This window comes from Zunongwangia sp. HRR-M8 (assembly GCF_027594405.1).
GTDB lineage: Bacteria > Bacteroidota > Bacteroidia > Flavobacteriales > Flavobacteriaceae > Zunongwangia.
Map to the genome: position 1 here is coordinate 2,303,828 of NZ_CP115161.1, position 22,574 is coordinate 2,326,401.

The window sequence follows — 22,574 nt, forward strand, 5'->3', positions numbered from 1 at the left end:
ATATCCTATGAATTTAATCGAAATTATTCAAAATCCCACCAAACTTCCTGCTTAAATTCCTGATTCAATTGATATAATTCGCCAATTTTCGGACTTACATAAGCAAGCTTTTCCTTATTAGCCGCTTTTGTAAAACGTTTTATAGGTTCATTCCATGGATGGGTAGAAAGGGTGAATTTTGCCCAATGAACAGGAATTACTTTTTTGGCTTGTAGATCGTTTGCAGCTTTTACCATTTCTTCTGGAAAATTGTGAATCTGCGGCCAGTTTTTCCCGTATTGTCCACATTCCATAATTGCCAAATCAAAACCTCCAAAGCTATTTCCTATTTCTTTAAACTGCGGACTATATCCTGAATCACCACCTAAATATAATTTGTATCCGAAAACTTCAAAAACAAAAGACGACCACAGCGTATTGCCACGCTTAAATAAACGCCCTGAAAAATGACGGGCAGGCGTAGCGGTAATTTTAAAATTGTTATTAATTTTTTCAGATTCCCACCAATTTAATTCGGTAATCATTCTTTCTGAATATTCCCAGTATTCTAAATGCGCACCAACTCCTAAGGAACAAACCACTCGTTTTACCTTCGGTTTTAGCTTTTCTATCGTTGGATAATCTAAATGATCGTAATGATCGTGCGTAAGCAGTAAAATATCAATTTCAGGCATGTCCTCTACTCCATATTCATTGGCGCCATCGTAAGCTTTTCCGAAGAAAGAAACCGGTGAAGCATTTCCGCTAAATACAGGATCTACCAAAATAGTATACTCTTTTATTTTCAGTAAATAAGAAGAATGTCCAAACCATACAAAAGAAGGCTCTTCAGCTTCTATAGTGTTAAGATTGGTCTTTACAGAAGGGATTTTGTTTGAAGGATTTACCGATTTTGGGCGATTTCGCATATCCTCCATCATTGCGAACATCGATACGTTATTAGGGTTTACCGAGGTTTCTTCTATGTTCTGAAATCTTCCATCTTTAAAATTTTTGCATTCTTGCATTCTTGCTAATCGCTTACCAGATGGGGCTTTTCCAAATTGCTTGATCATAATTTATAGGGTATAACAATGAATCTGAAGTTGTTGTATAAAGGTATTTATTAAGGTTGGATTGACTTATTAAATATTTCAGAAAAAATAAAAATGTAAACAAAACTTGACATTTTAAAAAACCAGCCTATATTTGTAAAACAAACTTTACTTTTAGTTAAATACATTTTACTTATGAAAGCAAAACAAAATAACTGGCGCAGTGAATTAAAAAAGAACACTAATGCTTTGGCTGTATGGACATTTTTATGGGTTTTCACCTTGGCATTTGTTGCCTTTGGCCCAAAATTTATCTGGAACGAAAATAAAATCATTACCATTGTAATGATCATAATAAACGCTCTTGTAGGGTTTGGTATGATATTAATCAATCGAAAACATCTTAACAGCCAGGATCCCTTACAGCGTAAAATAAGTATGGATGCTATGGCTATAACTTTAGGAATTACATTGATCGTTGGAATTAGTTACTCTATGTTAGATACCACTAACCTGATCTCCTTTAATGCTGAAATCTCTCATTTGGTTTTCGTCATGGGAATCACTTATTTGGTTGCAATGTTAATTGGAAATGCTCGTTACAAATGAAAAATCGAATCAAAGTATTACGAGCCGAGCAAAACATTACGCAGGCAGAATTGGCCAATCGCGTTGAAGTGTCTAGGCAAACCATAAATGCAATCGAAAAAGGCAAATTTGATCCCAGTTTGCCACTGGCATTTAAAATCGCCAGATTATTTAATCTGAAAATTGAAGACATTTTTCAGGATGAAGAGTAATAACAAAAAAAGCGCCGAATGGCGATTTTTTGTTTATTATCATATTAAAAATTAGTCTGTTATATCCTGCCCGAAATCCGGGAAACCATTTTCATCCCATGTAAAGATTCTTGCTCTTGTATGACGATTAAAATCATATAAAGAATTACCTCTTATTTTTTCGTAAACTCTTGCGTGATAAATTAGAACATCGGTCTCACCATCTTCAGCAACTGTAAATGAACTATGGCCGGGACCAAATCGTCTTAATTCAGCATTTGTAGAGAAAACAGGCTTTTCAGATTTGTGCCATGAATCTGGATTCATTAGATCGGCGTCTTCCTCTGCCCATAACAACCCCATCGCATAGTTCGCATCTGTTGCACTTGCAGAATAAGTCATAAAAATTTTTCCGTTTCTTTTAATAACCGCCGGTCCTTCATTAACCAGGTAACCTATACGCTCCCAATCATACTCAGGATTTGTGATTTCAATTTCTTCACCTTTAAGTTTAGTGGGAGACTCCATTTTAGATAACAAAATTGAAGTTCCTCCTTCTTCTCTAACGGCTTGTGCCCATGCATAATAATGTTCTCCATTATGCTCAAAAGTAGTTGCATCTAAAGAAAAGGAATCTCTATTGGTTTGTATTTGTCCTTCTTCTTTCCAATCGCCTTCCATAGGATCTTCTGAGTCATTAGACAACGCGAACATTCTTATTTTCCATACATCTTCTACTTCTCCTGCAGCAAAATAGACATACCATTTTCCGTCAATTTTATGCAGCTCCGGAGCCCAAATATGAGCTCCCATTTTACCGGTTTCATGCTTTGTCCAGATTACTTTGGGTTCGGCAGTTCCTAGCCCATTTATCGTTTTAGACTGGCGCATTTCTATACGATCGTACTCTGGCGATGTAGCAATAAAATAATAAGTACCATTCGCAGCTTTTAAAACCCATGGATCGGCACGCTGCGCTACAATTGGATTATGGTAGGTGATTTGTTGAGATTCTGATTTTATATCAGCTTTTTGCTGATCTGAAACTTCAGCATTTTTACAACTACTAAATGAAGCAAAAACAATCCCTAGTAAAAGATAGCTTGAAATGTTAAATTTAAATGACATTTGAAAGATTATAGATTTATTGTCTAATATCTAACATTTTGACAAAAAACAAAAGTTAAGTGCAGTTTTTACACTTAATTATTTTTCTTGAAATTGCTGCTCATCTCTTTCAAAAATTTTAATCATTTTAAAAGATTTCATTAAATGAAATAATCCCGGCAATATCACTCCACCTCCTATAATCAAAGATATTCCTAAAACCATAATTACACTATCTGGTGATATATTTTCTAATAGACTGATTTCTTCTTCTGAAGTAATGATAACATACGGAAAATGAGCGATCAATGCTGCAAAAAGTACTAAAACCACTTGAAGACCGGCAAAATACCTACTTAGAACTCTACGACCAGAACGTATATATTTCCACAATGGAAATAATAAAATTCCTGAAAGTATAATACAAACAATAGAGATTGGATTTGTTACAAAATCCCTTATAAAAGCAATCTCATTAAAAAATCCGTAAGCGATTAAAATAAACCCAAGAATTACTAGAATACCTGTAAAGATTTTTGATTTTCGGATATACATATTTCTTATATCACCTTTACTTTCGCCTATTAATAAAGTTGAGGCTAAAAATGCACAAAGTGAAGCATAAAATAATCCCATCAAAATACTAAATCCATTAAACCAAGGCTGCATAAAAAGATCGTAAAAGCCGTAATTGGTATAATCTTCAGTAACTATCAATTCCCCACCAACAAGCGCAGCGAAACACATCCCTAAAAAAACCGGTGTTACAAAACTTGAGAATCGAAATAAACTATTATAAACCAGTTGAGATTTATCTTCGAATGCATCGTAATGCCTAAAAATAAATGAAACACCACGCATGGTAATTCCCAAAAGCACTAAAGTTAAAGGCACATGCAAATAGATAATAATAATATTGAAGTATATTGGAAAAGCAATCCATAAAATAACAATAAGGATAATTAACCAAATATGGTTGGCTTCCCAAATTGGTCCCATTACTCTATAAATGGTATCACGATTTACTTTTTTATTTTCTCTGGAAGAAAAAAGTTCTACTATACCGGCGCCAAAATCGGCTCCTCCCAAAAGAACATACAGCAAGAGCGAAAACAGTAAGAAAAATAAAACTACGTATAACATACTTAATCTTTTTGGGTGTTTAGGGCTTTAATTTGTCGTTGCATTAACCAGGTTACCGTAATCGCCAATAAAATATAAACGGCGACATACATAAAAAAACTAAACTTCATTCCCGGCATTGGTGTAACGGCATCACTGGTTCTCATGATCTGGTAAATAATCCAGGGTTGCCGACCAACTTCAGTAACTACCCAACCTGCTTCTAAGGCTAGAAATCCAAGGGGAGCCAAAAGCATAAAAAACCACCAGTATTTTTTGCTATCCATCCAGGATTTCTTTTTTAAACTTATAAAAAATAGCAAACCGGCTAAGGCGAGCAAAGTGCCGATCCCCACCATCACCTGAAAAGCATAATGTACGATAGCAACAGGTGGAATTTCGTCTTCAGGAAATTCGTTTAGCCCTTTTACTTCAGCATCAAAATCTCCAAAAGCAAGGAAAGAAAGTGCTTTTGGGATTTCTATTTTATAGTTTACTTCTTTATTTTCTTCATCTACTATTCCGCCTACAAACAGTGGTGCACCTTTTTCGGTTTCAAAATGAGCTTCCATCGCGGCTAATTTAGCTGGTTGTCGTTCAGCTACATCCTTGGCAGAAAGATCTCCACTTAGCGGTTGTAAAAGCGCGGCAATTGCTCCAAAAAATATAGAAATTTGAAATGCCTTTTTATGCACTTCCAAAGATTTGCCTCTTAATATTTGAAACGCATGAATCCCGGCAACTCCAAAACTAGTTGCTACAAAAGCTGCCAACGTCATGTGCAGGGCTTGGGTAAACCATGCAGGATTTAGCATCGCGCCAACTGGATCTACATTGGTAAATTCTCCATTAATATATTCAAATCCGCTTGGAGCATTCATCCAGCCATTTGCCGCCACCACCAAAATACCAGACAGCACACCTGAAATTCCTATGATTACGCCGGTAAACCAGTGAAATTTTTCTGGCAGTTTGTCCCAGCCATACAGATAGAATCCCAATGCTATGGCCTCTACAAAAAAGGCAGCTCCTTCCAGCGAAAAAGGCATTCCTATAATTGGGCCGGCATGTTTCATAAATTCTGGCCATAACATTCCCAATTCAAAAGAAAGGGCGGTACCCGAAACGGCACCGGTCACAAAGAAAATAGCGACTCCTTTAAGCCAGGCTTTGGTAAGTTTTAAATAAACCGGATTACGGGTTCTTAAATACCTATGGTGAGCCACAACCATAAAAAATGGCATGACCATACCTATACAAGCAAAAATAATATGAAAGCCTAAAGTAAAGGCCATCTGAAGACGAGCGTAATCTAAATTTTCCATTTAGTAATTTTTGAAACAGCCTTTAAAATAGCGTGTTATCGTGATAATGAAAAGCTTTATAATTACCCTTAAATTTAAGTAATAATACTCCTACAGCATTATTGGAGAGCAGAAAATTTAAAGTGATTTTTGTTAAATCATATATTCTAACTTATGATCCAAAAATTGTGAGAATTTGGTAGACGATTTTGTATAGAACTACTTAATATATTAAATGCTACTGGCGGTAAGTTCTTTCCAAAGAATATAAATACCCATCACCAAAACCATGTATCCAAAAGCTTTTTTCAACTTCCGAGAGTTAATGTACCGACTCAAATATATTCCGAAAAAAATACCGATTATTGATAAAAATGTAAAGATTAAAAGAAAAACCCAATCAACCCGTAAATGCCCTAAATCCCCAAGAAAACCGATAATAGAGTTTATTGAAATTATAAAAAGCGAAGTACCTACAGCTTCTTTCATCCTTAATCCTGCTAAGAAAACCAAAATAGGAACGATAATGAAACCTCCGCCAGCACCAACTAAACCGGTAACAATACCAGTTAAAGCACCCAAAATTATCATCAATAAATTTATAGGATTAGAGTTGCTATCAGATTCATCTTTACAAGTTTTGTCTTTTTTGAATATCATGGAAAAGGAAGCCAATAGCATTAATATTCCAAAAAAGATCATGATCATCAAATCTTTTGTAAGCTCGAAAGTTCCTATATTTAGAATATGATGTGGTATAGCTGGTAATAAGAATTTACGAGTACAAAATATTGCAATTACCGCAGGAAGTGCGAAAATCACAGAACTTTTAAAATCGATTCTTCCTTTATTAAAATTATCTATAGCCCCCACAGCAGAGCTGGATCCCACTACAAAAAGAGAATAAGCCGTAGCTGTTACTGGATTTATATGTAAAATGTATACAAATACAGGTACGGTAAGAATGGAGCCACCACCACCGGTTAGTCCCAATACCAAACCAATAATTAATGCACCTATAAATCCTATAATCTGAACTAGCTCCATTATTGCAATTTGTCGGCAAATATACTAGTCACACTGGAAGTAAGCGGTAACCTTTGTTACAAAAATTAACTTTTTTAGCTATAATTCTAAAACTTCGATTTGATTTCTAAATAATTTAATTTTGTTCTCAATCTCCATTTTTTTTAGAATTCTGGAAACCACGACTCTAGAAGTATGCAGATCGTAGGCTATCTGTTGGTGCGTGCTGTTAACTTTTTTATCTTGATTTATTTTAGCTTTATTCTGAAGGTATTTTAAAATTCGTCCATCCATGTTTAAAAATGCGATGGTATCTATGGTATCGAGCATTTCAGTTAAACGCATTTGATAACTTTCAAATACAAAATATCGCCAGCTTTTAAATTTGGCAGTCCACTCATCCATTTTTTGAATAGGAACCATAATTAAACTGGTATCTCTCTCTGCAACTGCTCTTATCTGGCTTTTGGTATTTCCAAGGCAACAACTTAGCGTCATTGCGCAGGTATCTCCACGTTCCAAGAAGTAAAGTAAAAGTTCGTCACCGTCTTGATCCTCGCGTAAAATCTTAATTGCTCCGTTTAAAAGAAGTGGCATAGATTTTAAATGATCCCCTATTTCGATGATCACATCGCCTTCTTTAAATTCTTTCAGGTAACCAGATTTGTTAATTTCTTCCAATAATTCCTTTTCAAAAACAAAATGATAAGCTTCTTTTAATTCTTCAAACATTTTATTCTAGAAATTTAAATATTAGAAAAGCTAATAGCAATAAGTTTACTCAACTTCAGATACTATTTGTTGGCAATTAATCTGGCATAAGCCTTTTTTACTAACTTCAGATTTTTTTCTTTCTTCGGAAGTAAAATATCATTCCCGTAGTTTGTAAAGTAAGAATGAGATTCTAGAAAACAAATATTATTTTGTAACCATTCGATATCACTATAATTTTTATTGAAGCATTTAAACCATTCTGATCTCAGCAATTTATTTTTTGACCGAAAAGAATTAGTCCCTAAATGAGCTAAATCTGCATCACATAACACCTCTTCAATTTTATTTTTAGGAGCCTGCGGCATTTGGGTAGCGCAAATGCAAGAAACCACTTGATCAATTTTCTCCTGCGGGTAATCTATTTTCGATAAAAACTCTTCGGCATTTTTAGCACTAATCTTTTCGTGTTCTTTAAAAGAATTACTATTTCCCGTATCGTGAAACAAGCTGGCTAAAATCACAATTTCTCGATCTTCCTCAGACAAATTCTCATAATCTGCAATCCTCTTTGTATACTGATAAACCTCGAAGGTATGCTGAATATTATGATAAGGCAGCTTAGAACATCTACTATTTTTTAAAAGCTTATGGCAATAATCCATCGCTTCTCTTATCACAGAGGTATCCTCCTTATATCTATAATTCAGCATTTCTAGCAACATCATTGGGTAATTTGGGACTTATCTATAACAAGTATTTTGCCAAAATATTATGCAAAGATTTAATAAGGTTGAAATTAAGGAAATTATTGTAACACCAAAAATAAATTTGAAAATTAGGAGGAATTTTAATCAATATTATTAAATTTTATTAAAAAAAATTCATCGCAAGATTTACTTTATATTCAAAAAAAGCCTTTCTTATAGAAAGGCTTTATAATACCACTTTTGATTAGGCTAATTGTGGTTAATCTATAATGAAAAATTCACCAATATGAACTCTTCAAAAAATAACGGTAATTTTTACGGTTTATTATATAGTACCAAAATTATTTTCAAAAAAAATGATGATTCAATACATTTAAGAACGTTCATCAATTAGTTTTTGACGATGTTTGATTCCCCAAGAACTTAATGCTTCCAGTATTTCAGAAAGAGAATTGCTGTAATCTGTCAATTCGTATTCAATCACAATCGGAACCTCGGTATAAACCTTTCGGTCTACAAAGCCGTTTAGTTCTAAATCTTTTAACTCTCTGGATAACATTCTTGCTGAAATATTTAAAGCTCGTTGTAATTCGTTAAAACGTTTATTACCTTCCTTAAGCGCGATTATGATTTTCAATTTCCACTTCCCGCCAATTGCATAAAGCGCATCATCTATTGCTCCAAGCTTGCTTTCGCAAGCCTTTTTTTCTAATAATTGTCCCATAAAATTGACGTTTGCAAAATAGCTTTATTTGTTTTTTATTAATTAACTAACTTTAGTAAAGCAAATATACTATTTTTAGCAGTATTTTTTGCGAGCACTGTAAGCTTGGACCTTTAAAATAGACCAAAATGAGGTAAACAGCTTGAGCTAAAATATGAGTTTAGCCTGTTTGTATAAAAATCAATAATGAAAAACAAAATCACACAACTACCCTATATTGTTAATCCTGGAGTTTATCAACCAAAAGTCTTAAAAGGAACTGTTATTATCCCAGATATAAGTGGTTTTAGTCGTTTTGTTGAAAATACAGATTTTGAAACCGGAAAACTTATAATTTCGAAATTGCTCAACGCGATTATTAAGAGTAACACTCTTGATCTTAAAATTTCAGAAATTGAAGGTGATGCTGTTCTTTTCTTTAAATACGGTAAACGTATTACCGCAAAAGAGATTCTGCATCAATTTTGTTTGATGAAAGAAGGATTCCATCAAGAAATTGTTTTTTTAGAAGAAGAATTTCAGTTAGACATCGATTTATCCTTAAAATTAATTGCACATTACGGGCCACTTGCTCAATATAATATAGGTAAATTCGAAAAGCTATATGGACAAACTGTTGTTGAAGCTCATCACTTACTCAAAAATTCTGTTGAAAGTAAAAGCTATGTATTACTTTCAGAAGAATTATTAAATTCCGAAGAAAATTCAGAATTAAAGAATATCAGCCAATTTATAGAAAATACAATTTGTGAGATCTATGACGGTTTTAAGGAAATTTGCTATACCTTTTTTGACTTTGAAAATAATCGCAGTAAGAAATACCTTTTGGAATAGCTTACATTTTTTTTGAAGTTATTACAACAAGAAAAACCCTCTGAGAATGTCAGAGGGTTTTTAGTTATATGTATCAAAATCTTATTTTTTAAATTTCACTTTGTCGAATCCAAAATCGCGAAGATTTTCATGGCTAATTTTAATGGCTTCAAGAGGTTCTAAATCGAATGTATTATCCTGCTCTACGATATAATACTTCATCCCAGATTCCTTTCTTTTTTCTAAAATCCTCTCAAAATCTATAGTTCCCTCTCCTACCGGAGTAAAATTACCTGCTTCATCCATATCTTTTACATGCCATAATTTAAAACGGCCAGGATATTTCTCGAAATAAGCTACAGGATCTGCACCAGCTTTTGTTACCCAAAATAAATCCATCTGAAAATTCACCAAATCTGGATCTGTATTCTCTAAGAAATATTCTATTGGTACTATTCCATTTTCGTTTTTCTTAAACTCAAAATCGTGATTATGATACAATAATTCTATCCCGGCTTTTTTACATTTTTCACCTATAGTATTAAAGATATCGACTAAAAAATCAAGATCATCGTCCATTCCCATAGTCTGAGTTTGCTCATCAAAAGTAAACTTACCCATTGGCGGTACAGGAATCACAAAATATTGAAAGCCGGCTTTTTTCACATCAGCTATCATCTGATCTACATTTTCCATGGTTACGCCACCTTGATGGGAGCTTAATGGTTTGGTGTGATATTTACCTAATAATTTTTTAAATTTCTTAGGCTTCATTCCATAAAACAGACCATCGTTATAACCAGCAGCTTCTATATATAAATATCCAATATCTGCAACTTCATCGATAGTTTCCTCTGGCGATTTTGCCATCTCTTCCCTAACCGTATAAAGCGTAGCTGCACCAAATTGTCGCTGCACCAAAATCGGGAAAGAAGCAAGTAGCGATAAAATTAGTAAAGTACTGCGAAGATTTTTAAGAGTTTTCATATAATTACATTTTAGAAAAAGGATGCCCGCAATACCATTTTAAATATTGAACTAGTGCTCCGGTTTACCTAATTTAACGAATATTCTTGCTAAATATAGAATATTTAATGTTTAATAAAGAAACGTTGCTCAAAAAATAAACCTGGTAAACTTAATTCATCAAAAATTTTATCAGCCCTCATTTTTACCTTAATTTTACGATGCTTTAGGGGTATTCTGAAAGAAGAATTGAGAGAGTCCCTTTGAACCTGATACGATAAAATCGTCGTAGGAAAAAGTTTGCCAAACTTAGGCTCGTGTACTTGCCTTTATTTTTTCTAAGCAGTTTTCTCTAAAGCCAAAAACTGACCCAACTATGAAAAAAATTCTTTGGCAACATATTCAAGATTTAAAAAAATCGGTGCCATTAATTCACAACATTACTAATTATGTAGTGATGAATAATACTGCAAACGCTTTATTGGCAGCTGGAGCTTCTCCTATTATGTCCCATGCCCAATCTGAAATTGAAGATATGGTAAGCATCTGCCAGGCGCTAGTGATTAACATAGGAACTTTAGATGAGTACTGGAGCATTAGCATGATTAAAGCTGCAAAAAAAGCAAATGACCTTGGTAAATCCTGGCTTTTAGATCCTGTAGGTGCCGGCGCAACGCCTTACCGCAACGAAATTATCGCCGAGTTACTAGAGCTAAAACCCACAATTATCAGAGCAAATGCTTCAGAAATTATGGCTTTGGCTAAAGCTTCAAATCTTACTACAAAAGGAGTAGATAGCACTGCTGAAAGTACTGAAGCTATCGAAGCAGCCAAATCTTTAAATAAAGAATTTGGAGCAGTGGTTTGTATATCGGGAGAGACCGATATCATTATTGATGGGCATCAAAAAATTTCACTAAAAAATGGTGATGCACTAATGGCAAAAGTTACCGGTCTTGGGTGCTCGGCTTCCGCAATTACAGCTGCTTTTGCGGCAGTTATCGATAATAAATTTGAAGCTACCACCACAGCCATGGCTTTAATGGGAGTTTGTGGCGAAATCGCTGCTAAAAATTCGGCCGGACCGGGTAGTCTTCAACTAAATTTACTCGATAAATTATACAATATTACTGAAGAGGAATTCCTTTCTCATCTTAAAATTAGCGAATAATGCATCCTGATTTTCCGTACCAATTATACTTGGCTATTTCAGAAGAAAGTTGTGTGCATCATCCTTTACTTCAGGTAGCTGAAATGGCTATCGAAGGAGGAGTAGATATTATCCAGCTTCGGGAGAAAAATTTAGACACTTCAGCATTCATCAAAAATGCCGAAGCGCTAAAAAAAATCACTGATAAATATAAAATTCCGCTTATTATTAATGATAATCTTGAAGTTGCAAAAGCGGTAGATGCCTTCGGAATTCATGTGGGAAATAATGATGTGCCTCCTTCTGAAATTCAGCAAAAATGGAATAAAAATAAATCTATAGGATATTCTATCGAATACTTGGAACAGCTTGAAAACGATCAAACTAAAGTCGCAAATCACTTAGGAATTAGCCCGGTTTACAGCACCAAAACCAAAACCGATACAGTAACCGAATGGGGAATCGACGGAATAAAAAAAATACGCGCTTTAACCCAAAAACCACTTGTTGCAATTGGGCGTATGGATGCAGGTAATGCTGCAGAAGTTATAAAAGCAGGAGCCGATTGTATTGCGGTAGTGTCTGCGATTTGCGCTTCAGACAATCCTAAAAAGGCAGCGGAAAAAATTAAAACTCAAATTCAACAAAATCAACATGAAAACCTATAAATATCCTTCAGCATTAACCATCGCTGGTTTCGACGGTAGTGGTGGCGCAGGAATCCAGGCCGATATCAAAACTTTCTCGGCTTTAGGATGTTATGCCACCTCGGTGTTAACCGCACTTCCCGTACAAAATACTACTGGGGTAAAAAATATTTTCCCTATTTCCTACCAGGCTGTTTCAGAACAAATAAAAAGTATTTTTGAAGATATTTTTCCCGACGCGGTTAAAATAGGAATGGTTCATACCTCAGAATTAGTAGAAACCATTGTAAAAGGATTACAGAAATATCCAAAAACGCCCCTAGTTTTTGATCCTGTAATGGTTGCGACAAGCGGCCACAAATTAATAGAAGACGAAACAATAAAATCGATTGTCGAGAAATTGTTTCCGTTAGCCGATGTCATTACACCTAATATGGATGAAGCTGCGGTTTTAGCTGAAATGAAAGTTGAAACGCTGGAAGACATGAAAAAAGCAGGAGAAAAAATAATGAAAATGGGCTGTAAATCGGTTTTAATGAAAGGCGGACACTTAAAAAGCGATAAAATCACCTCTCTTTATTTTGCTGAAAACTCGCAAGTTTATTCTTACGAATTTGAGAAGTATGATACCAGTAATACGCATGGTTCTGGTTGCACATTATCATCTGCAATTGCTGCATATCTCGCACAAGGCAAAGAATTAGTTGAAGCTGTAAAATTAGGGCAGGATTTTGCCCATAATGCTATTAACCATGGTAAAGATGTAAAAACAGGAGAAGGAAATGGTCCCTTAAATCACTTTTTTAACCCACAAAAATTAATAAAAAATGAGCTGGAGTAAAGAAACCTGGCAAACGATAAGTCCAATTTACGACCGAATTATTAAAATGCCGTTTATAGAAGAATTGATGGATGGCAGTTTACCATTAGAGAAGTTTCAGTTTTATATGAGTCAGGATTCGGCATATTTAGAAAATTTTGGACGTGCGTTAGCATTGATTGGTGCGCGTGCTTATAATACTGAAAATATGCTTACTTTTCTTCAATTTGCTGAAAATGCTATAATTGTTGAGAGTGCATTGCACGAATCTTATTTTAAGGAATTTGGTGTTTCTGAAAAAGCTATTATCCAGCCGGCCTGCCACCACTATATCAATTTTCTAAAAAGTACTGCTGCTTTAGAAAATCTCGAAGTAGCAATGGCTGCTGTGCTGCCGTGCTTTTGGATTTATAAAGCAGTAGGTGATTATATTTTGGAAAATCAAAAAGAGGGCGAAAATCCATATCAAGCTTGGATTGACACTTATGCGGGAGAAGAATTTGGTGAGGCTGTAAACAAGGCTATCCAGATTTGTGATAAGCATGCTGAAAATACCACACCAATTGTTCGTGCTAAAATGACTGAAGCTTTTGTTACTGCTTCTCACTTAGAATATCATTTTTGGGATGCCGGATATTCGCTAAGAAAATGGTAATTAATTAACTTCTTTTAAAAGTAAAACAGGGACACTTGGATCAAACTCAATATCATCTACTTTAGACTGCGAGAAAAGTTTAGAGAAAAATCCCTGTTTTCTTTTATATAAGGCTAACATGGTACTTTGCCTACTTTCGATAAATAAATGAATTCCTGTAGATGGTGTTGTTTTTGTAAGCCTGTGAAATGAGTGCTTTATTGTTGAAAGATGTCCTTCAAAATTGGTTTGAAGTGTTTTTTGCTCTTCAGTTAAACCTTTATTATCACTGTCTATGTATAAAATTCTAATTGGAGAACCAGAATTTGAAGCTAAATCCTTTAGTGGGTCTAATTCTCTCTCTTTAAAAGGGAATCTAAGTGTAGTAGGAAAGACAATTTCATTTAATGGCTGAGCGCTAAGTTCTATTTCTTCAGGAACAAAAAGCATAGCACAATTTTGTATGCTATTGGCCAGTTTAGATAATTTTGATTTATAAGAGCTATGAATATTTACATTAGCACCCTCTGCACCTATTAGAATTAAATCTATTGCACGGGTATTAATAATTTCTTGCACGGCATCATCCAGATCTCCTTCTAAAGATAAAATTTCAAATTCGTGATTAGGATTTTCTTTTCTAAAACTTAAACCTTGCATAATTCGATCTAAACCACTTTTAGAAGTTTCTTTGGTATTCGCGTTGTCTTCAGACTTGACACCAACAATTCTATCGCTTAAACCGTGACTATCTTCATAAACATTCAATAAAATAAATTTACATGAAATTTTTTTATACAGTTTAAGTCCAAAAACTAAAGCATTCCAGGCATGTTTTGAAAAATTGGTAGGCACCAAAATCTGCTTTTCCATAAATTCTAAATTTTATGACCAATTTACAAATAAGAACTTCATATTTAAAAAGCTTATGATTTTATTATTCAGAAGCCTCGGTTAAATTCTTATTATTTAATACGTCTTTAGGCAAAATCCCATAACGTCTTTTAAATATTTTTGAGAAATAGCTGCGGCTGGATAGTCCTAATTCGTAAACCACTTCTCCTACTCCTTTCTCTCCACTCAAAAGCAAATTCATTGCTCTGGTTAAGCGTACATCCCTAATATAGGAATTAACCGTTTTACCATAAACTTCCTGAAAACCATCCTGCAACTTATTTACATTCACACCGCTAATTTTGGCTAATGCTTGCACTGTACCAGTGTTAGCTATGTTCTCGTTAATATAGCTTACAGCTCTCTCTATCGCTTTTAGATCGCGCTTTTTCAATCGCGGCTCTTGTGTTCTGTTACCTTCCCTAAACTGTAAAAGCATGTGAGAAAATACTTCGAGAGCTTTACCGCCTAAATAATTAATTCTTGGAAAACCTTCTAAACTACAATTTTCGATTTCTCTAATAGTATCTAGTGTGCGAAGTCCATAACTACCAGTCTGAAAGACTTCATTATCACCTTCGATATCACCAAAGAGTCTAAAGTATTTTTCTTCAATTTCATTTAAATCGAACGAAAGGTAATTTTTAAACTTCAAGCGATCTACTTCTAAATAACAAACCAGTACCTTGTCCCCTCCTTTAAATCTTAGAGATTGTATCCCAGTAGAAGTGGTTGCAGCAATTAAATGCTGATGGCTTTTAAGCACACAGCCACTATCTTCCTCGATGTACGCATTTAGATCGCCTTCTACGCAATATATAAACCGAATAGGACATACATTTGGATGAATAATTTTTAGACAAGTGTCTTCTAAAAATTTTAGATCTAAGGTATATAAACCAATTCCATTAGGAAAATTTATACAATTAACTTTACCACTTCCATAATCGGAAGGAATGCTTACCGTAAATTCTCCTAATTTATTCTTAAATCCTATTCCTAACTTTTCTGCGAGCTTCGGCACGAAATCTTCGACATCATTCAACTGTAAATGATACGTATTCATTAATATACTTGATTTTAAAAAACTGAGTAAAAAACATCATTTTTTTTGAATTTCTATAAAAAGTTACAGCCTTAGGCTTAATATATCCGTTAAAATATTATTAAAAACATCTTTTGTTACCATACTCTTAGCAATAAAGCACATTTTAGCGCTAAATTTTCATGAACTTACACTAAAGTTTTCCTTTCCGTTAAATTAGTAGAGGAAAATATTTTACCCGAAAGCGATAAGTTTTTTACAAATACTAATCTTTCGCTTTCAGGAGATTTACTACATTACAACTAAAACCTACCAATTATGAAAGTAGCCATTATAGCCGACCATCGCCACCCTTTAAAAAAACCCTATGCCGGCGGACTAGCCATGATTACTCACAAAATGGTACAAAAACTAGCAGAAAAAGGCATAGAAGTAGATATTTATGCAAAATCTGGATCGCAATGTGAAAATTTACAGAACCTAGACCATCACTTTGCAGAAGATAGTCCTTTTTCTTGTATCTATTCTGAAAAATATAATCCTACTGAAATTAAAAATACCGTTATTTATTCTGAAATTTTCCAAGATTTAGAGCGTAACGAATACGATATAGTACACAATCACACTTTACATTATCTTCCAATTATTTTAGGAAATAAGCTAAAAACTAAGTTTATAACTACTTTACATACCATGGCTTTTCCTGAAATTAAGTTCGCATTGGATTATGTAAAAAAAGATTTAAACCAGGAATTTGTAGTAGTAAGTGAATCACTTAGAGATCAATATTCTAAATTTTTAAATTTCCCAAAAGTGATTAGAAATGCTATAGATCTTAACGACTGGGAAGCTAATTTTGAAGCAGATAATCAATACTGTATGTGGTATGGTTCTATTTGCAAAGAAAAAGCACCTCATTTAGCTATCGAAGTGGCTATAAAAGCTAACAAACCCATTATTCTCGCAGGTCGAGGTAAAAATAGCGAATATTTTGAACGTTTCGTATCTCCACTGCTTAAAAACCCATTAGTATCTTATGTAGGAGAACAGGACAAAACTCAAATAAATCGGCTTTTAAGAAATGCTATGGCTCTATTATTTACCAGCGTATGGGAAGAACCTTCGGCATTGGGAATTTCAGAAAGTCTGGCTTCAGGAACGCCTGTATTAAGTTGGGATAAAGGTGTAGCTTCTGAAATAATAACAGATAAAGTTGGGCAAATATTGGATCCATTAGACACAACAGCAATGGCTGAAGCGCTTAAAAATATTGAAAGATTCGATAGAGAAGCATGTAGAAAACACGCAGAACAACACTGCAATATTGATAAAATGATTGATAATTACGTCGAATTTTACGAAGCTCTGATAGAAGAAAATGCTGAAGTCTACTAAAATCCATCAACTTAACCTAAGGATAATATTAAACTGATGTTTTGATTGTATCATCGCATTAAAATTAATTAAAGATGAAGCGAATTTCGCTATTATTGATTTTAATGTCATTAACCATCACTGCTCAGCAAGAGCCTGATAAAATTGCATTTGTTGCAGATATTCACTTGCTGGACATTTATGCTGATTATGAAAATTTTGATGGAATTGAAATTGATGGCAAACACCAAAAAGCAAAAATTAGAAGCATGAGTGCTCAGCTGCACTCAACGCGACTTTTTAATGAAAATTATTTTGTACTGAAAGCTGTTTTAGATGATATTGCAGCACGCGGAATAAAATTAGTTGCTTTTCCCGGCGATTATACAGATGATGGCCAACCCATAAACATCAATGGTCTTGCTGAAATTTTAAAAACTTATAAAGACCAATATGATATTTCATTTTTTATAACCACAGGAAATCACGATCCTGTACGTCCCTATAATATTTCAGCAGGTAAAAATGATTTTTTGGCCAAAGACGGTAGGAATCAACCCATTTATAGTGAAGTTGGTTTATATCGAGAAAAATCAAATGAGCATAAAGTTCTTATAGAGCCCAGACTAGAAAAAGCTGGTTATAATTTTATTCTGAATGCTTTAGCTGACTTTGGTTTTTTTCCGCAGCAAAAATATCGTTATTGGGAAACTCCTTTTTCTAACTACAACACAAATAATTATACATTCCAAAAAGCTCATAAAGCTGCCAAAATTTCTAACCGAAGGTACAGTGTTAATGATTCACTCTCCATCCCCGATGCTTCCTATTTAGTGGAACCTAAAGAAGGACTATGGCTTTTGGCAATCGATGGTAACTCTTATGTGCCGCAAAAAGATGGTAATCTTAGTAGTGCTAGTATTGGATATAACCAAACGATTGCACATAAGAAACATCTATTTAAATGGATAAAAACAGTTGCTGAAAGAGCTAAGAAACTCAATAAGCGGTTAGTTGCATTTAGCCATTATCCAGCCATAGATTTTAATGAGAATGCTTCACCAGAATTAGAGAAATTTCTGGGTAAAAATAAATGGCAATTAGAAAGAGTACCGCAAGAACATATTGCAGAAACTTTGGCCGAAGCAGGGATTAAACTTCATTTTGCTGGCCATATGCATATTAATGATACCGGAAAACGAATTTACAATAACAAAGATTTTCTAGTAAATATTCAAACACCATCGCTGGCCGCTTATATTCCGGGTTATAAAATTCTTAATTTAGATAAGGATTTTGCTGAAATAGAAACAGTGTCTATAAACGAAGTCCCAGGATTCGACGAGCTTTTTCCACTTTATAAACTGGAATACGAATATTTGAAAAATTCTAATAGAGAAATATGGAATATCGATATTTTAAACAGTAAAAATTATCATGATTTTACAGAATATCATTTAGAAAATCTTGTAAAACTAAGATTTCTTCCTAATGATTGGGATACAGATTTTAAAACATATCTGTCTAATCTTACCAGCAGCGATTTATTGAAAAATGTTTCGACAAGTTCTAAGCTTTCACAAAATTTTTCAGAATGGAAAGGCTACGATATGATTTTAGACTTCTATAAAATAAGAAATGCCGATAAATTGGCTTTTCAGGATATTCCAGAACAACGATTGAAAGAATATAAAACGATTATTGCTGAAGCAAAAGCCGGAAAAATTTCAGAAAATAAAATTGATAAAAGATTACTACAGTTTTTAAGTATTTTTGATAAATTTATTAATGGTTTGCCTGCCAATCATTTTAAAATTGATTTGCATAATGGTGATATTCAAGAATTAGAGTAGTTGATATTTCGGTAAATACCACTGTTGGATAATCCTATGAGACATCGATCTAAAAAATCTTTTTTCGAGAAAATACTCGGAGAATTTATTTTCGATTTTTAAATGAAAAATAAATTTTATGCTTCAATTTTACTTATTTCCTGTTTTCTATTAACCGGATGCCCAGATGATAGAAGTATAACATATTCTACCATTAAAAGTGTTAAACCACTACTTTTTTCTTTTCAGGAAAATGGAATTTATCCATACTTAGATCATTTTAATCGAGAAGAATTGGGCATTGGTATAATACCCGATTCAACCATGGATAAAAGGATTTATTTTAGTGCTTTCCTATCAGATCTACCCACCTACGCAAGGAGTGATCCAAATGAATATGTTCAAACTAACCAAATAGATTCTGTAAATATTTTTACGGTATATGATTTTAATGAAAATTATCCTGCAGGCAGTAAAATAAATGAAATGCTACTTTACCTTGACGGCATGGGAGATACTTCACCAATAGAAAACTTAAGTGAACAAAAATTTGTATCGCTGAGTCTTAAATTTTCAGAAATTCCATCTCATGATACCTTGCAATTTAGGGTTACTGGAAGAATTACTGATGAAGGTACTTTTGACGAAAAAACGGAGTTAGTTATATTGGATTAACCTGCTATGGTAGAAAAATTGAATGAATTATAGTAAATACCAAATTCAGCTCTTCGATTATCTTTCTTATGTTAAAGTGTGATCAACAGCTGAATTTCGTATTTATTACTTCAAATATCACATATTTAATCCTCTCCAAATTTTATATGGAAAGTCTTTGCTCTTTTATAAATGCCATTAAAAATATCAATTCTGTAAATACTTAATTTTCTTCTATCGCTTGCATTAATTTGTGATAGATTTCGTTGTTTTCGTAAATCCCTCTGAACAATTTTTCTCCTTTACCTTTAGCAAAAACAGGAATCAACTCGGTACTATGTTGATCGGTATTAAAATAAACCTGCACCTGCTGCGGAATTTCTTCCCCGGCCTTGTCGTAGGCTTTACCGATACTTACACCACCCGTTTCGTGATCTGCAGTAACTACAACCAATGTATTTGGATGAGCTTTTACAAAATCTAATACCACTCCAATTGTTTTATCAAAATCCAAAACCTCCTGAATCATCATATTATCATCTTTGGCGTGGCCTCCCCAATCGATATATGATCCTTCAATCATCATAAAAAATGGTTTATTATTCGCCGCAAAATATTCTAATCCCAATTTGGACGCTTGCTGAAGAAAATCTGTTCTACCTTCAGGTTTGGATGGCAAACCTTCTTCGGTTAAAACATAGGCGTTTCGCATATCATTGTTAGGCTTACTTAATTCTAAAGTATCCAAATTATATTCTTTAGCTTTTAGACTATCAAAAAGATTCACCCCATCTTCTCTACTTCTAAAGTATTTTTTACCACCTCCGGCAAAAAAATCAACTTCAGCATCGATAAGTTGTCTTGCAATTTCCTCGTGCATATCACGATCTTCTACATGCGCATAAAATGCAGCGGGAGTAGCATGCGTAATGGAGGTTAAACTCACCAATCCGGTTTGATATCCTCTATCTTTTAACTGCTCTAAAATTGTTGGAAGCGGTAGCGTATCTTTAGAAACTCCGATTGCTCTTTTATAGGTTTTCTCTCCTGTTGAAAAAGCGGTGGCACCGGCAGCAGAATCTGTTATTAAATGGCTGGTACTCGACGTTCGGCTTAAACCAATATTTTCAAACTGTTTGAAATTAGACTCGCCTTCACCAAAATAAAAAGCACTGGAAACTTGCGGAATTCCCATCCCATCCCCTACCATAAAGATGATATTTAGCGGTTCTGCTTCAGATTCTTTAGTAGTCGCTGTTGTTTTTTCTTCGGAAGTTTTTACGCAGCTTAATGCAATCGATACTGCTGAAAATGCAATAATTTTTTTTAAATTTCTCTTCATAATTTTATATAAAATAGCGGTAGCAGCTCAACGAACTCCTACCGCTTATCAGACAATTGAATTTATTTAATAGCCAGGATTCTGTAACAAGTAACCTTCTACATTTGAAGCTCCATCGATAGCCTCTTGCGGAATCGGGAACAATCTATGGTTAGGATCACTATCTGACTTTGAAGTCCAGGAATCCTCGTATTTTCCAAATCGAATTTGGTCTTGTCGACGGTGCATTTCCCAGTAAAACTCAAAACCAAGTTCTCTATATAAAGATTCTAAATCTATGGAAGTTAAAGCTTCAGGGGTTTGATCTGATCTTGCATCTCTAGATGTTCTTACCGTATTTACATCTTGCAAAGCACCTGCATTATCGCCCATTCTTAATTTAGCTTCAGCTCTCATTAAATAAACATCTGCCAAACGTAATAATACAAGATCTACACTACTGTAATTATTACCATCGTCTGATGTTTTACTGAATTGCCATTTTGCAAAGCGATAACCACTAGCATAACCGGCGCTGCCATCAAGACTAATATCTAAAGTATGATCTACATAATAAGTAATATCTTCGGTATCCGAACCATTTTCACGTGCTTCAGCTAAAGGAAAAATTTTATATCCTGAGTTTCCATTAGCATCCGTTCCCGTCATAAAACTACCAGAACGAAATTCCGTTTTTCTTGGTGCCCACATTGTTCCTCGGATAATTCCGCGATCAATTTCAAAATCTGAACCTGCAACAAAATAATGATCTTTATCGCTTACTTTTCCTAAAGTATCATTTTTATACGGCGTTAATCCTGAAATATCTTCTAACTCAGCAGGAACTTCTGCATTCTTTTTATAGAACCTGGCATCGGCATCAGCGGGATCGGTATCTCCGTAAGCATTTACCCAGGTTTGATAAAAATCTGGTGTCATAGCAGGACCATCGGTACCATCCATGCTTAAATAAAATTCTCCCGGTCTTGGAAATAATGAACCCGACATTGACCAATATGCCCAACGGTTGTGATCGTTATTAAGAACACCTCGAAGATCTAAAGCAAAAATAAGCTCTGAATTATCATGATTCTCATCATTAAAAAGATCGAAGTATTCTGAGGATAACGAATAACCTCCGTTATTAATAATATTATCGGCATAATCTATCACTTTTTGCATATCTGAATCGCTGAAATTTGGAGTTCCGTAAGGATCTCTATAAACCGCTGCATTCAAATATAATTTTGCTAAAAATCCATAAATAGCATCTTCTGTCATTCTACCAGGACCACGATCGTTATTGATATTTTCTAAAGCTGCTAAAAATTCAGATTCGATATAGGCAACGGCTTCTTCACCTCTTAAAATTTCAGAAGTTTCTGAAGTCGTTTCTTTACCAAATGCTAATCCCCAGCTATCTAAAAATAGCATATTTTCATAAGCTCTTAAAGCTCTCATTTCAGCTAACGCCTGTACTGCTTCTGCATCTCCATCATCAGCAATTGGTGTAATTACATCTATAGCTGCAACGGTTCTAAATAAAGCAGTTGTTAAATAGCTCCAGGCACCTGTTACTAAACTATTACTTGAAGACATTAAATGTCTATGTGCTGTAGTATACGTATCATTATCTGCCCACTGCGTACCGCCAAGGCCTGTTCTTGGAGGCAAAATCGCTTCATCTGAAGGGATTTCCTGCAACCCAAAATATCGAGTATGTCTAAAGGTTTGTGGAAGAATACCGTATGCAGCAGCCATTGAACCATTGATGGGTTCAACAAGACCTTCAGATCCGGTTAATGATTCGTCTAATATTTCTTCTTCTAAATCTGTACAATTTGTAAATGCTAATACGCTAAGTCCCGCAAATACAGTTAGAATTCTATGTTTCATTTTTACTTTTT

Annotated in this window: 23 protein-coding genes and 1 riboswitch; of the genes, 10 read left to right on the plus strand and 13 right to left on the minus strand. The window is 34.3% G+C overall.

Features of this window, described 5'->3' with window-relative positions; translation table 11 throughout:
- Nucleotides 1-23: 23 nt before the first annotated feature.
- Nucleotides 24-1,055, minus strand: coding sequence for an MBL fold metallo-hydrolase (locus tag PBT89_RS09980; protein WP_270061771.1), 1,032 nt, complete (start codon nt 1,053-1,055; stop codon nt 24-26).
- A 174-nt stretch (nt 1,056-1,229) separates the two neighbouring features.
- On the opposite strand from PBT89_RS09980, the gene PBT89_RS09985 reads away from it, so the two are divergent.
- Nucleotides 1,230-1,643 carry a hypothetical protein gene (locus PBT89_RS09985; protein WP_270061118.1) on the plus strand — a complete coding sequence of 138 codons (414 nt, stop codon included), beginning with the start codon at nt 1,230-1,232 and terminating at the stop codon, nt 1,641-1,643.
- Complete coding sequence (locus tag PBT89_RS09990; protein WP_084841532.1) at nt 1,640-1,834, plus strand: helix-turn-helix transcriptional regulator; 195 nt, start codon at nt 1,640-1,642, stop codon at nt 1,832-1,834. The genes PBT89_RS09985 and PBT89_RS09990 overlap by 4 nt, the downstream gene beginning before the upstream one ends.
- A 51-nt stretch (nt 1,835-1,885) precedes the next feature.
- Here PBT89_RS09990 and PBT89_RS09995 read toward each other — a convergent pair whose 3' ends face one another.
- The 7 genes from PBT89_RS09995 to PBT89_RS10025 form a co-directional block, all read right to left on the minus strand.
- Nucleotides 1,886-2,941 (minus strand): glycoside hydrolase family 43 protein, encoded by a 1,056-nt coding sequence (locus PBT89_RS09995; protein WP_270061772.1) that lies wholly within the window; start codon nt 2,939-2,941, stop codon nt 1,886-1,888.
- A 78-nt stretch (nt 2,942-3,019) separates the two neighbouring features.
- Nucleotides 3,020-4,063: a cytochrome d ubiquinol oxidase subunit II gene (locus PBT89_RS10000; RefSeq protein WP_270061773.1), complete on the minus strand. Its 1,044-nt coding sequence runs from the start codon at nt 4,061-4,063 to the stop codon at nt 3,020-3,022.
- Nucleotides 4,064-4,065: 2 nt separating this feature from the next.
- Complete coding sequence (locus tag PBT89_RS10005; protein WP_270061774.1) at nt 4,066-5,367, minus strand: cytochrome ubiquinol oxidase subunit I; 1,302 nt, start codon at nt 5,365-5,367, stop codon at nt 4,066-4,068.
- A 210-nt stretch (nt 5,368-5,577) separates the two neighbouring features.
- Nucleotides 5,578-6,393 (minus strand): sulfite exporter TauE/SafE family protein, encoded by an 816-nt coding sequence (locus PBT89_RS10010; RefSeq protein ID WP_270061113.1) that lies wholly within the window; start codon nt 6,391-6,393, stop codon nt 5,578-5,580.
- Nucleotides 6,394-6,471: 78 nt separating this feature from the next.
- A complete protein-coding gene (locus PBT89_RS10015; protein WP_270061775.1) occupies nt 6,472-7,104 on the minus strand; it encodes a Crp/Fnr family transcriptional regulator in 633 nt (210 codons plus the stop codon).
- A gap of 62 nt (nt 7,105-7,166) precedes the next feature.
- Nucleotides 7,167-7,811: an HD domain-containing protein gene (locus PBT89_RS10020; protein ID WP_270061776.1), complete on the minus strand. Its 645-nt coding sequence runs from the start codon at nt 7,809-7,811 to the stop codon at nt 7,167-7,169.
- Between the two features lie 355 nt (nt 7,812-8,166).
- Nucleotides 8,167-8,517, minus strand: coding sequence for a winged helix-turn-helix transcriptional regulator (locus tag PBT89_RS10025; RefSeq protein ID WP_270061110.1), 351 nt, complete (start codon nt 8,515-8,517; stop codon nt 8,167-8,169).
- Nucleotides 8,518-8,703: 186 nt separating this feature from the next.
- Here PBT89_RS10025 and PBT89_RS10030 point away from each other — a divergent pair, with 186 nt between their 5' ends.
- Nucleotides 8,704-9,351 (plus strand): DUF2652 domain-containing protein, encoded by a 648-nt coding sequence (locus PBT89_RS10030; RefSeq protein WP_270061777.1) that lies wholly within the window; start codon nt 8,704-8,706, stop codon nt 9,349-9,351.
- Between the two features lie 81 nt (nt 9,352-9,432).
- On the opposite strand, the gene PBT89_RS10035 is transcribed toward PBT89_RS10030, so the two are convergent.
- The gene (locus tag PBT89_RS10035; RefSeq protein ID WP_270061778.1) at nt 9,433-10,317 is read right to left on the minus strand and encodes a sugar phosphate isomerase/epimerase family protein; all 885 of its coding nucleotides are present in this window, start codon (nt 10,315-10,317) and stop codon (nt 9,433-9,435) included.
- Between the two features lie 197 nt (nt 10,318-10,514).
- Nucleotides 10,515-10,608: riboswitch (TPP riboswitch) on the plus strand.
- A gap of 64 nt (nt 10,609-10,672) precedes the next feature.
- Between PBT89_RS10035 and thiM the strand changes: the two genes are divergently transcribed.
- From thiM to tenA, 4 genes are read left to right on the plus strand one after another with little or no spacing between them, the layout of a single operon-like run.
- The gene (gene thiM / locus PBT89_RS10040; RefSeq protein ID WP_270061779.1) at nt 10,673-11,467 is read left to right on the plus strand and encodes a hydroxyethylthiazole kinase; all 795 of its coding nucleotides are present in this window, start codon (nt 10,673-10,675) and stop codon (nt 11,465-11,467) included.
- The gene (gene thiE / locus PBT89_RS10045) at nt 11,467-12,114 is read left to right on the plus strand and encodes a thiamine phosphate synthase (RefSeq protein WP_270061780.1); all 648 of its coding nucleotides are present in this window, start codon (nt 11,467-11,469) and stop codon (nt 12,112-12,114) included. The genes thiM and thiE overlap by 1 nt, the downstream gene beginning before the upstream one ends.
- Nucleotides 12,101-12,934 carry a bifunctional hydroxymethylpyrimidine kinase/phosphomethylpyrimidine kinase gene (gene thiD / locus PBT89_RS10050; RefSeq protein WP_270061781.1) on the plus strand — a complete coding sequence of 278 codons (834 nt, stop codon included), beginning with the start codon at nt 12,101-12,103 and terminating at the stop codon, nt 12,932-12,934. Before thiE ends, thiD begins: the two co-directional genes overlap by 14 nt.
- The gene (gene tenA, locus PBT89_RS10055) at nt 12,921-13,568 is read left to right on the plus strand and encodes a thiaminase II (RefSeq protein ID WP_270061782.1); all 648 of its coding nucleotides are present in this window, start codon (nt 12,921-12,923) and stop codon (nt 13,566-13,568) included. Before thiD ends, tenA begins: the two co-directional genes overlap by 14 nt.
- Here tenA and PBT89_RS10060 read toward each other — a convergent pair whose 3' ends face one another.
- Nucleotides 13,569-14,420 carry a universal stress protein gene (locus tag PBT89_RS10060; protein WP_270061783.1) on the minus strand — a complete coding sequence of 284 codons (852 nt, stop codon included), beginning with the start codon at nt 14,418-14,420 and terminating at the stop codon, nt 13,569-13,571.
- Nucleotides 14,421-14,484: 64 nt separating this feature from the next.
- Nucleotides 14,485-15,507 (minus strand): helix-turn-helix transcriptional regulator, encoded by a 1,023-nt coding sequence (locus tag PBT89_RS10065; protein ID WP_270061784.1) that lies wholly within the window; start codon nt 15,505-15,507, stop codon nt 14,485-14,487.
- A 297-nt stretch (nt 15,508-15,804) separates the two neighbouring features.
- Between PBT89_RS10065 and PBT89_RS10070 the strand changes: the two genes are divergently transcribed.
- The 3 genes from PBT89_RS10070 to PBT89_RS10080 all read left to right on the plus strand — a co-directional run bounded on the left by PBT89_RS10070 (nt 15,805) and on the right by PBT89_RS10080 (nt 19,367).
- Nucleotides 15,805-16,881: a glycosyltransferase gene (locus PBT89_RS10070; protein WP_270061785.1), complete on the plus strand. Its 1,077-nt coding sequence runs from the start codon at nt 15,805-15,807 to the stop codon at nt 16,879-16,881.
- A 74-nt stretch (nt 16,882-16,955) separates the two neighbouring features.
- A complete protein-coding gene (locus PBT89_RS10075; RefSeq protein ID WP_270061786.1) occupies nt 16,956-18,713 on the plus strand; it encodes a metallophosphoesterase family protein in 1,758 nt (585 codons plus the stop codon).
- 102 nt (nt 18,714-18,815) lie between these two features.
- Nucleotides 18,816-19,367 carry a hypothetical protein gene (locus tag PBT89_RS10080; RefSeq protein ID WP_270061787.1) on the plus strand — a complete coding sequence of 184 codons (552 nt, stop codon included), beginning with the start codon at nt 18,816-18,818 and terminating at the stop codon, nt 19,365-19,367.
- A 202-nt stretch (nt 19,368-19,569) separates the two neighbouring features.
- On the opposite strand, the gene PBT89_RS10085 is transcribed toward PBT89_RS10080, so the two are convergent.
- Nucleotides 19,570-20,688 carry an alkaline phosphatase gene (locus PBT89_RS10085; RefSeq protein WP_270061788.1) on the minus strand — a complete coding sequence of 373 codons (1,119 nt, stop codon included), beginning with the start codon at nt 20,686-20,688 and terminating at the stop codon, nt 19,570-19,572.
- Nucleotides 20,689-20,754: 66 nt separating this feature from the next.
- Nucleotides 20,755-22,563, minus strand: coding sequence for a RagB/SusD family nutrient uptake outer membrane protein (locus PBT89_RS10090; protein ID WP_270061789.1), 1,809 nt, complete (start codon nt 22,561-22,563; stop codon nt 20,755-20,757).
- Between the last annotated feature and the right edge of the window lie 11 nt (nt 22,564-22,574).